This window comes from Amorphoplanes digitatis (assembly GCF_014205335.1).
Classification (GTDB): Bacteria; Actinomycetota; Actinomycetes; order Mycobacteriales; family Micromonosporaceae; genus Actinoplanes; species Actinoplanes digitatus.
This window is the reverse complement of record NZ_JACHNH010000001.1, coordinates 2,195,544-2,203,896: the sequence shown is the minus strand read 5'-3', so window position 1 is coordinate 2,203,896 and position 8,353 is coordinate 2,195,544. Positions and strand designations below refer to the sequence as shown.

The following is an 8,353-nucleotide window of genomic DNA, read 5'->3' as shown; positions in this document are numbered from 1 at the left end:
GATCGGAGTCTCTGCCGTGGTGGCCGGTGAATTCCCTAGAGAGTACCGGCCGGCGCGGTGACTCTAGGGAATCACCGGGCAGGGTCCGCTGAAGATCGCTTCATGACGACTGGCGTCACGGCGTTACCACCGGAGAAGTTCGCGCCGGATCCGGCGGGAGGGCCCTGCGACCCTCTCGACGACCTGCTCATCACGCTGCTTATCGACCGGACGCTGCGCGCCCGCGATCACCACGCGGCCCGCTGCGAGGCGGGGCTACCGGCCCGCAAGATGGCCTGGGAGTACGCGATGGTGAAGCGGTACGCCGCCCGGCTCGGCCCGAACGGCGCGGAGATAGCCCGGGCGGTCCTGGCGCTGGCACACTCCGGCGAGAGCCTGCCACCCGCCGCATAGGCCACAAACGGCGGCGCCCTCTGTCGAGGGCCCCGCCTTTCGCCGTGTGAGACGTCCTACCAGGCGCCGGCCGGCATCAGGTCGGCGTACTCGTGCTCGCGGGTGACCTGTAGCAGGTCGCAGTCGACCATCATCTGCATGAGCTGGGGGAAGTCCAGGGTGGGCTCCCAGCCGAGCTGCTTCTTGGCGATGGACGGGTCGGCGCAGAGGATCTCGACCTCGGCCGGTCGGACCAGGGCCGGGTCGACGACCACGTAGTCCTCCCAGTTCAGGCCGACGTGCTCGAAGGCGATGCGCACGGCGTCGCGGACCGAGTGCGTCTGGCCGGTGCCGATCACGTAGTCGCCGCACTCCGGCTGCTGCAGCATCAGGTGCATGGCCCGCACGTAGTCGCCGGCGAAGCCCCAGTCCCGAACCGCGTCCAGGTTGCCCAGGTGCAGCTTGTCCTGGTAGCCGCGTTTGATGCGGGCCACCGACATCGAGATCTTGCGGGTCACGAACTCGGCGCCGCGGCGGGGGGACTCGTGGTTGAACAGCATCCCGGACACCGCGTACATGCCGAAGGACTCGCGGTAGTTCTTGGTGATGAAGTGCCCGTAGGCCTTGGCGACGCCGTACGGGCTGCGGGGGTGGAACGGTGTCGACTCCCGCTGCGGGGTCTCGAAGGCCTTGCCGAACATCTCCGACGAGGAGGCCTGGTAGAAGCGGATCTGGGTGCCGCCGTTGCGGGAGTGGTTGAGCCCGCTGACCATCCGGATCGCCTCGAGCACCCGCAGCACACCCATGCCGTTGATCTCGGTGACCAGCTCCGGCTGCTGCCAGGACATCGGCACGAACGAGATGGCGCCGAGGTTGTACACCTCGTCGGGCTGCACCTGCTCGACGGCCGAGACGAGGCTGGACTGGTCCATCAGGTCGCCGTCCACGAAGGACAGCTCGGCGGCGAGCCGGCTGATCCGCATCTTGCGAGGGTTCGCCTGCCCGCGGATCAGGCCCCAGACCTGGTACCCCTCGTTGAGCAGATGCTCGGCCAGGTATGAACCGTCCTGGCCGGTGACTCCGGTGATTAGCGCACGCCTGGCCATTGTCTTCCCTTCACCGTCGACCCTCGACTGAGGCGACGCTACGATCGACGGAACCCGCAGATTCCCTAGATCCGCTACTTGATGAAGTCCTCGATGACCTTCGGCGGCCACACGCCGACGTTGAGCACGCCCATCGAGTAGGCGCGCGAGACCAGCGCGGCGCGGTTCGGCACCTGGAGCTTCCGGAGCAGGCCGGAGACGTGGTACTCGACGCCCTGCCGGCTCAGGTACAGCCGCGCCGCTAGCGGGATGGTGGACAGTCCGGCCGCGATGCCCTCGAGGATCTTCGCGTCGATCTTGCTGAGGATCTTCTTGCGGCCGATGACCGCGGACTCGGCGTCGGCCTCGTGGCCGATGGTGCGCATCAGCACCAGCACGCCGGTCGCGTCCGGGGCGCCGCCCTGCACGGCGACACCGGTCAGGGTGCCGGTCAACGGTTCGGCGCCCAGGCGGACCGCGATCACCCGGCTGGCGAAACGGTGGTGCTTACCCTCGAGCAGCCGGGCGAAGTTCCGCATCATCGGCGTCCGCACGCTGGGGTGGATCAGCTCGGAGAAGCGTCGGCCACACAATTCCGCGGAAGTCTCGCCGAAACGCCGGAAGAACTCCGGGTTGGCGTGCCGGATGGCCAACGCCCGGTCCAGATGGGCCATGCAGACGCCCGGCCCCTCGGTCGCACGGAAGGCGTCGGCGAGGGATTCTTCCTTGAAAACCTCATGATCGTGTGCGACGGATGCGGAAAACATGAAGAGCCCCCATTTACTTCGGCGCCAGATTCGAATACCCGCACCGGCGGGCGACGCCGGGCCCTAAAAGGATTCTCCGGCACGCCCGCGGCCGCGCCGGGATCAATCTGACGCTCATGTTAGGAATGCCAAATGAGGGTGTCAAGCGCGCTGTGGGCCATTCGGCCACGGTTCGTAGTCACCGATCAATGGTTCGGTGGGCGTTCACCGAAGAGCACCTCCCGGTACGGAGCCGACCACCTCGATCCGGTACGCCACGACCTTATTTCAGCAGCTAAACAGGGCTCTACGGAGGCGGCAACGGCATCCGCCGAACCCGCACCCCCGAGTCCACACATCACCACCCGGCGACGGCTCCATTACTCTGCGCATAATTCACGCACCTTCAGTAACACGCTCGAAAAGCATGATGAACTGCGATGTGGGATGTGACACTCAATCGGCAGCCGCCGCAGCGGAGACCTATCGCCGTCAGCCCACACTCCCCCGGTTCACGAAAGCACGAGAGACCTTTCACCTTAATTCACCGCAGCTATTTGATTCCATAGCGGACATTGGCACCTATGCGCGCCGGGCAATGCGGGGAAACGGCCTGACTGGCTATGACCGGTCAGCGTACTTTGCGCGGAAAAGGCTCCCCGGTCAGCGAATCGATCAGCTCGGCCCGACCGGCCACATTCAGTTTTCGATAGCAGCTGGTCAGGTGCTTTTCAACGGCGCGACGGCTGACGTTCAGCAGGGCCGCCGTCTCCTGATTGGTCAGCCCACCGACGACGAACGAGGCGACCAGGCGCTCCGCGGGAGTCAGCGCGGCGTCGATGGTCGACGGGCCGCCGATCGGGGTCGCCCCGCTGAGCCACGGCGCCCCGCCGGCGGCCGCGATCGCGGCGCCCTCGTGACTCGCCGCAATGGCCTCGGCCGTGTCCGGGCACGTCCGGCCCAGTGCCAGCAGGGCCCGGGCGAGCTCCAGCCGGTTGCTGGACCGGCGCAGCACGGCGATCGATTCGCGCAGCAGCTCGGTACCGCGCGGGCCGCCCTCGACCTCGCCCCGGACCCGCAGCACGCGGCCCAGCTGGGACGGCGCGCCCCAGGACAACGCGACCGCGTGTTCCTCGTCGAGCACGGCCACGGCGCCCTGCCGGTCACCGAGCCGGTGCTGCAACACCGCCGCGTGGATGCGCCAGGGCATCAGCAGCGGATTGCGCCAGCCGGCCGCGCGCAGGTCCTCGCCGACCGACAGCACCTCCGCCAGCGCCTCGCGCAGATTTCCGCGCCGGGAGTCCGCGTACGCGCGCAGGTAGCGCCGGACGGCGTCCGGCGCCGGCGAATCGGGGCACAGCCGCGCGGCCACGCTGTCGGCCAGCGTGGCGTCCTGGATCTCCACCGCCACCCAGGCGAGCGCGCCGAGCGCGATGGTCGCCGTCTCCGAGCACGGCGCGGCCTGGTGCGCGGCGCGTTCCGCGCAGAGGCGGGCGGCGGTCAGCCGGCCCCGGCCGAGCAGGACCACCGCCCGCAGCGCGTCGAGGCGGGCCTCGGCGGCCACCGGCAAGCGCGGCCCGGCCGGGCCGGTGCCGGGGAACAACCATCGTGCGGCGGCGTCCAGCTTGTCCGCGGCGGCCAGCGCGAGCACGGCGAGTGTCACGGTCGGCTGCGGGTGCGCCGAGCGCAGCGTCTCGTCCTCGAGGATCTTCTCGCCCAACTCCGCGACCGCCTCGGCGGGTAGCCCGCCGGTCACCACGGCGGCGTGCAACAGCACCGCGACGAGCTGACGCTCCGCCACCGAGTCCCAGTCGGACCCGTCGCCCAGTTCACTCAGCCGGGCCACGGCGCTGTTCAGCTCGTCCGGCTCGTGCAGGCCGGCCTGGCGCAGCCGGGCCTCCAGACCGAGCTGGGCGGCACGGGCGGCGGTGTCGGTCGCCGCCCCGGCGCCGAGATCGTGCGCCACCCGGCGGAACAGGTCGACCACCGACGGCCGGTCCGGGTTCAGCACGCCCGGTGCGATGCGCAGCGCCGCGGCGGCACGGTCGCGCGGATCGTCGAAGAGCGGCACGGCCTGGTCGACCAGCCGCTCGGCGGCCTCCGGGTCGGAGTCGTGCAGGGCGCGGGCCAGGTCCAGCAACAGCCAGGCCCGGTCGGGCCCCATCTCGGAGCTGGTCAGCAGCGCACGCCGCAGATATTGCACCGCGACCTCGGGCGCGCCGCGGTCCTGTGCCGCGCCGGCGGCGGTGCGCAGCACATCCACCGACCAGGGCCGGCGCAGGGTCGGCACCGCCAGCAGGTGCCGGGCCACCTGCTCGGCCGGGTGGCCGCCGCGGTGCAGCAGCTCGGCGGCGGCCTCGTGTGCGCGCAGCCGACCGGCCATCGGCAGGTCGGACTCGGCCGCGGCCCGCACCGCCGGATGCGTGAAGCGCGGACGCCCGGCACGGGCGACCAGACCAAGCTCGCGCAGCGCGCGCAGCCCGGCGACCACGTCGACGGCGTCCGCCCCGGCGAGCCGGCCGATCAGTTCGGGCTCCGCCTGCTCGCCGAGCACGGCGATGGCACGGGCGATCGCGCGCACCGTGTCGCCCTGCCCGGTGAGCAGGCTCGCCAGCCGATCGCGCAACTCCGGCGGTACCGCGTCGCGGATGTCGCCGGCGTGCTCGGCGTCCGGTGGGACTCCGGCGCCGAGCACGTACGTGGCCAGCGCGGTGAGCAGCAGCGGGCTGCCCGCCGCGGACGTGTGGCAGGCGACGGCGAACGTGTCGTCGACCGCCGCGCCGATCGCACCGCGCAGTAGCTGGCGTGCGGCCGCGAGCGACAGCGGTGCCGGGCACAGCACCGCGTCGGCCGCCCCGGTCACCTCCTGTACCAGCGGGTGGTCGCTGTGCGCGTCACCGTCGCGGACCGCGCAGAGCAGCATCAGCCGCAGCCCGTCCCGGCGTACGGCGAGCCGCGCGAGCCAGGCCAGCGACTCCTCGTCGGCGGCCTGCAGATCGTCGACGACCAGCAGCGCCGGATCCGCGCCGTCGAGCAGGCCGAGCAGCGCCTGCGGTTCGCCGTCTCCGGCTGCGGCGACGTCGGCGGAGATCCCGTCGAACAGCTGCTGCACCACCCCGTACGGGATGTCCCGCTCGCCCGCCGTGCCGGCCGCCCGCAGGACCCGCGCCCGGCCGCCGGCGGCCCGGCGCAGCAAGGCGGAGCGGCCGATGCCGGCCGGTCCGCGCACCACCAGCAACTCGGCCCGGCCGGCGCGCGCCGAGTTGAGGCCGGCGCCGATGCGGTTCAGCTCGGCCACCCGCTCGATCAGCACCTCAGCCACTCCCTGCGGCCTGGACCAGCGCCCGCAGTTCACGGCGCCCGCTCAGCCGCATGGCCTTGTAAACGCGGCTCAGGCGCAGCTCGACGGTGCGCTCGGAGACCGACAGCAGCGCCGCGATGTGCCGGGTGCGGTTGCCGCGGCCGGCCAGCACCGCGGTAAGCCGGTCGTTCTCCGAGAGCGTGGCCCAGGCCGGGTGCAGCAGCAGCAGACCCTCGGGTGGCGACCCGGGGGCCGCGACGGCCTGCCGTGCGGCGTGTTGGCGCAGCACGTCGTGCAGAGGGCGCAGCCGCTGCGCCAGCCGGCCGGCCGGGTACCCGGCGGCGATCTCCGCGGCGACGGTGACCGATTGCTGCGCCGCCTCGTGGTCGCCGCGGGCGAGCTGGCCCTGCGCGAGCTCGGCCAGCGCCCAGCCCAGCGAGATCCGGCCATGCGGGCGGCGCAACGTGGCGACCGCCTCGTGTATGTCGCAGATCCCGCCCTCGTCGTCCCGGTCGCCCTGCTGCGCACCACCCGTGTCGGCCAGCAGCCGGGTCAGCTCGGCCCACCCCAGGGCGGCCCGCGAGCCCCACCGGCGGGCCAGCCTGACCTCGTCGGCCGCCATCCGGCGCGCCCTGTCGTGGTCACCCGTCTGTACCGACACGTGCACGGTCAGCGCGCGCCAGGGCAGCAGCGCCGGGTTGGGCCAGCCCTGCCGGACCAGCATCCGTCCGCAGTGGTGCAGCAGCTCGGCGGCGTCGGACGGCCGCCCGTCCGCCCAGGCGGTCATCGCCCGGGCGAAGAGCAGGAACGGCCAGTAGGGCCCCGCCTCGGCACCCGCCGGCACCGGCGACGCGGCCAGCTCGAGGGCGGGCGCGATGCGGCCCGACTCGACGTCGATCATGATCCGCAGGGACAGCAGCTGCGGCAGGGCCAGCGGGTGCCAGCTGCTCATCGGCAGAACCTGTTCGGCGTGGCGCCCGTCGCGGGTGGCCAGATCGATCAGGCCGCGACGCAGATGCAGTTCGGCCCGGGCCACCAGCGCCCGGCTCAGCACCGCGGTGGCGAACCCGCCGCGCAACCTGTCGACCAGGTGGTCGAGGGCCGCCTCGGCGTCGTCCAGTTCATCGGCCAGGACCAGCGCCTGACACGCCGCCAGCCGCGGCATCACCTCGCCGTCCTGCGCACTCAGCGCGCGGCGGGCCAGCGACACCACGACCGGGCGGTCCAGCCCCCGGACGGCGAGGCTCCACGCGCCGGCGCCGGCCTGCATCGGATCCACCGGCGGCGCGGGCAACGCCGGCATGCCGGGCAGGGCCTGCTCGGCCGGGTACGAGCGAACCCCGTCGGCCAGGGCGCCCAGGGCGAGCAGCCGCTCCCGCATCAGACCACCGCCGTGTCCGAGCACGTGCAGCACCGATCGCCGGGCCCGGTCGGCGTCGCCGCGGGCCAGGCACAGGTCGATCGCCGACACCGCGGCCGGTACGGACCCGGAGCTGTCCAGGCGGGCGAGCTCGGTGAGCCGGCGGTCGCTTGCCTCAGGGGCGGTAACCGCCTCGACGCCGGCCAGCTCAATGCCGAGCCGGGTACGCAGCTCCTGGTCCAGGGGCTCGTCGAGGGCCCGGGCCAGGTGCCCGCGGGCGCGCTGGTACCGGCCCAGCCGGCACAACGCGCCGGAGCTCTGGCGCAGCCGGTGCACCGCCCATGGCGCGCCCACCGGGCGGGCCGGCAGCAGGAGGTCGGCCACGAGTTCGTCGGCCGCACCGGCCCGGTGCGCCAGCCCGGCCGCGCGGGCGTGCAGGTCGGCCCGCTCGTCGGCGGGCAGGTCGGCGAGCAGCCGGTCGGTGACCTGCGGTGCGACGATTCGCAGCCGGTCGCCGTCGGCCACGGCGAGCCCGCTCGCGTCCAGCACCGCGCGCATCCGGTCGGCGCTCATCGCGAACGGCTCGACCAGCGTGTACACCAGCGGCAGGTCGAGCAGACCGCCGCAGACCGCCACGGCCCGCAGTGCCGCGGTCGCGTCGTCGCCCAGCTCGCGTAGCACGTACGAGGCGCGCTCGGCCCACGCCGAAGCGGCCGCGCCGTCCAGCTCGGGCACCGCGGCGGACACCGGTTCGCGCCGGCCCGCGCGCAGCAGCCGGAGCATGTCGTCGAGCACGTCCGGGCGGCCCGCGCTGAGCCGCGAAGCGGCGTCGGTGAACCCGGCGTCCGGCGCGGCGCCGAGGGCGGCCTCGATGCCGCGTGCGACGTCGCTCCCGGTGAGATCGCGCAGCTCGACGTCGGCCACCGGGATCAGGTCGTGCAGCGCCCGCACGCCCAGCCAGTCGGCCTCCTCGGCCACGTGTACGCCGCCGTAGAGCACGGCGACACCGCGGCCGGGCAGGCGCCGGACGAAGGCCCGCAGCCAGCGCCGCGAGGGCGCGTCCAGCCAGCGCGAGTCGCGGATGACGACGAGGGCGGGCCGGTGGAGCAGCGCGTCGACGGCCTCGCGCAGGCCGGGCGGCGGGGCCCCCGGCCCGGTCTCGCGGCCGGGGTCGACGCCGGTCAGGCTGCCGATCATGCGGCGCACCCCCGCATACGGCACGCGGTGCTCGGCCCGGCCGGCGCCGGCCTCGAGTACGAGCAGGCCCCGGTCCGCGCCGGCACGGATCAACCGGCTTACCAGGGCGTGCTGGCCGTTGCCGCAGTGTCCGGGCAGCGTCGCCAGGCAGGGCCGGCCCGCAACGGCCGCATCCAGCATGGCGGTGAGCCGCCGCTCGCACTCCTGGCGCCCGGTCAGCGCGGGATCCGCCGCCAGGCCCGTCACGACGCGACCGGCACGGCACGGCGCGTCGCGTACCTGTCACCGACGA

The 8,353-nt window shown here is 73.2% G+C and carries 5 protein-coding genes; 1 reads left to right on the top strand and 4 read right to left on the bottom strand.

Features of this window, described 5'->3' with window-relative positions; genetic code table 11:
* Positions 1–102: 102 nt before the first annotated feature.
* Positions 103–393, top strand: coding sequence for a hypothetical protein (locus tag BJ971_RS10000; protein WP_184991846.1), 291 nt, complete (start codon positions 103–105; stop codon positions 391–393).
* Between the two features lie 56 nt (positions 394–449).
* Here the strand turns inward: BJ971_RS10000 and BJ971_RS09995 are convergent, their stop codons facing one another.
* The 4 genes from BJ971_RS09995 to BJ971_RS09980 form a co-directional block, all read right to left on the bottom strand.
* Positions 450–1,478: a GDP-mannose 4,6-dehydratase gene (locus BJ971_RS09995; RefSeq protein WP_184991845.1), complete on the bottom strand. Its 1,029-nt coding sequence runs from the start codon at positions 1,476–1,478 to the stop codon at positions 450–452.
* A gap of 74 nt (positions 1,479–1,552) precedes the next feature.
* Complete coding sequence (locus tag BJ971_RS09990) at positions 1,553–2,224, bottom strand: helix-turn-helix transcriptional regulator (RefSeq protein WP_239087479.1); 672 nt, start codon at positions 2,222–2,224, stop codon at positions 1,553–1,555.
* A 610-nt stretch (positions 2,225–2,834) separates the two neighbouring features.
* Positions 2,835–5,525: an ATP-binding protein gene (locus tag BJ971_RS42015; RefSeq protein WP_184991843.1), complete on the bottom strand. Its 2,691-nt coding sequence runs from the start codon at positions 5,523–5,525 to the stop codon at positions 2,835–2,837.
* Entirely contained in the window at positions 5,518–8,307 is a 2,790-nt protein-coding gene (locus BJ971_RS09980) for a hypothetical protein (RefSeq protein ID WP_184991840.1), read from the bottom strand. The genes BJ971_RS42015 and BJ971_RS09980 overlap by 8 nt, the downstream gene beginning before the upstream one ends.
* Positions 8,308–8,353 lie beyond the last annotated feature (46 nt).